We start from the raw sequence: 1,935 nt of genomic DNA, 5'->3' as shown, positions 1-1,935 counted from the left end.
CTCGGCCGCGGCCCCCCACGGCGCTGAGCGTGCCCGCCGGCGTCCCGCGGACCGACCTGGCCGCGGCCCTCCTCGACCCGGTGGTGCGCCGATGATCACCCGACTGACCAAGGTCCAGCTCGTCGTCTTCGCGCTGATCACCCTGCTGGGCGGCGCGTTCGTCGGCGGCCGCTACGCCGAGCTCGACCGGCTCGTCATCGACCGCACCTATCCCGTCGTCGCCACGTTCGCCGACTCCGGCGGCATCTTCGTCGGCGCCGAGGTGACCTACCGCGGCATCGGCGTGGGCAAGGTCGGCGACCTGCAGTTCGTCGAGGAGGGGGTCGAGGCGCGCCTGGACCTCGAGGACGGCGCCCCGCGCATCCCGGCCGACGTCGAGGCCCGCGTCGCCAACAAGTCCGCCATCGGCGAGCAGTACGTCGACCTGCGCCCGCGCACGTCCGGCGGCCCCTACCTGGCCGAGGGCTCGACGATCGACCGCGACGACACCCGCATCCCGCTCGACACCGCCACCGTGCTGGTCGACGTCAACGACCTCGTCGCGTCGGTCGACACCCAGGACCTCGCGATCGTCGTCGACGAGCTGGGCCAGGCCTTCGAGGGCGTCGGTCGCGACCTGTCGCGCATCCTCGACACGTCCATGGAGGTCGTCGCCGACGCCACCGAGAACCTGGACGCGACCCGCCGCCTGATCCGCGACTCGGACTCGGTGCTGCAGACCCAGATCGACAAGTCGGCGCAGATCGGCTCGTTCTCGCGCGACCTGCGGCTGCTGTCGGACACGCTCGTCGACGCCGACCCGGACCTGCGCCGCCTGCTCGACGAGGGCCCGGGCAGCGCCGCGCTCGTCGACGCCGTCGTCGGCGAGAACGAGGAGGACCTGACCGAGCTGCTCGGCAACCTCACGTCGTCGGTCGAGCCGCTGTCGCGCCGCACCGCCGGGCTGCAGGCCATCTACATCCTGTACCCGTACCTCGTGCAAGGTTCGTACAGCGTCGTCGACAAGGGGCCGGACGGCCGCTACGACGCGTCGTTCGGCCTGGTGCTCACGCCGACGCCGAAGGCGTGCGAGGACGGCTACACCGCGGCCGAGCGTCCGGCCGAGGACCGCACGACGCAGGAGTTCGACGTGGGCACCGACTGCACGGACCCCGACCTCGTCCCGCGCGGTCGCGGACGTCGTCGGTCAACCGACCGCCAGCGGCTTCGGAGGGGAAGCCGTCCACCGAGGGAGAGAACACATGGAGCGCACTGCTTCTGGGACCGAGCACGGCGAGGTGACCGAGGGTCCGCCGCGCGGGGTCGTCCGCCTGCTCGTCGCGCTGGTCGTCCTGGGCGTCCTGCTGGGCGTGGCCGGCCTGGTCGTGCCGCGCGCGTTCGCCGGCGACGACGACGGCGCCGCCCGCCAGGACCTGGTGACGGCCGCGAACGACTTCGCCACCGCCTACAACACCTACGACGTCGCCGAGCTGGAGGACTACCAGCAGCGGATGGCCGGCCTGCTGACCGACGACTACCGCGAGCAGTTCGACCAGGTCACCGAGGCGATCTTCGGCGCGCTCACCGCCAAGAAGCAGCGCAGCAGCGACCCCGAGGTGCTGGGCGTGGCGATCGACTCCTTCGACGCGGACTCCGCCGAGGTGCTCGTCGCGGTCGACGCGTCGATCTCCAACACCGACCAGAAGACCGCGGTGCGCCGGCACTTCCGCTGGAAGGTCGCGTTCCTGCGCCAGGACGGCGCGTGGCGCGTCGACGACTTCGAGAGCATCGCGGCGATGACGGCCGAGACCGGCCAGCCCCAGACCCCGAAGGAGGACGGCCAGTGAGCGACCCCAAGCGCCCCGCCCGGCGCCGGATCGCCGGCGAGACCCGTCCGGGATCCACCTCCACCGCCCGCGCCCGGCCACCACGACCGCGCCCCGTCCGGTGCGCACG

At 72.7% G+C, this 1,935-nt stretch carries 1 protein-coding gene and 1 pseudogene; both read left to right on the top strand.

Annotation, left to right across the window (positions count from 1 at the left end):
• Positions 1-91: 91 nt before the first annotated feature.
• A pseudogene (locus AC2W7G_RS14980) lies at positions 92-889 on the top strand (MCE family protein); the annotation flags it as partial.
• 352 nt (positions 890-1,241) lie between these two features.
• Positions 1,242-1,826 (top strand): hypothetical protein, encoded by a 585-nt coding sequence (locus AC2W7G_RS14975; RefSeq protein ID WP_485869142.1) that lies wholly within the window; start codon positions 1,242-1,244, stop codon positions 1,824-1,826.
• Positions 1,827-1,935: the final 109 nt, after the last annotated feature.

The sequence above is a fragment of the Aeromicrobium sp. PFPM2_SD2 genome (genome assembly GCF_057364525.1).
The sequence above is the reverse complement of the archived record's forward strand: the minus strand, read 5'-3'. Positions and strand labels throughout refer to the sequence as shown.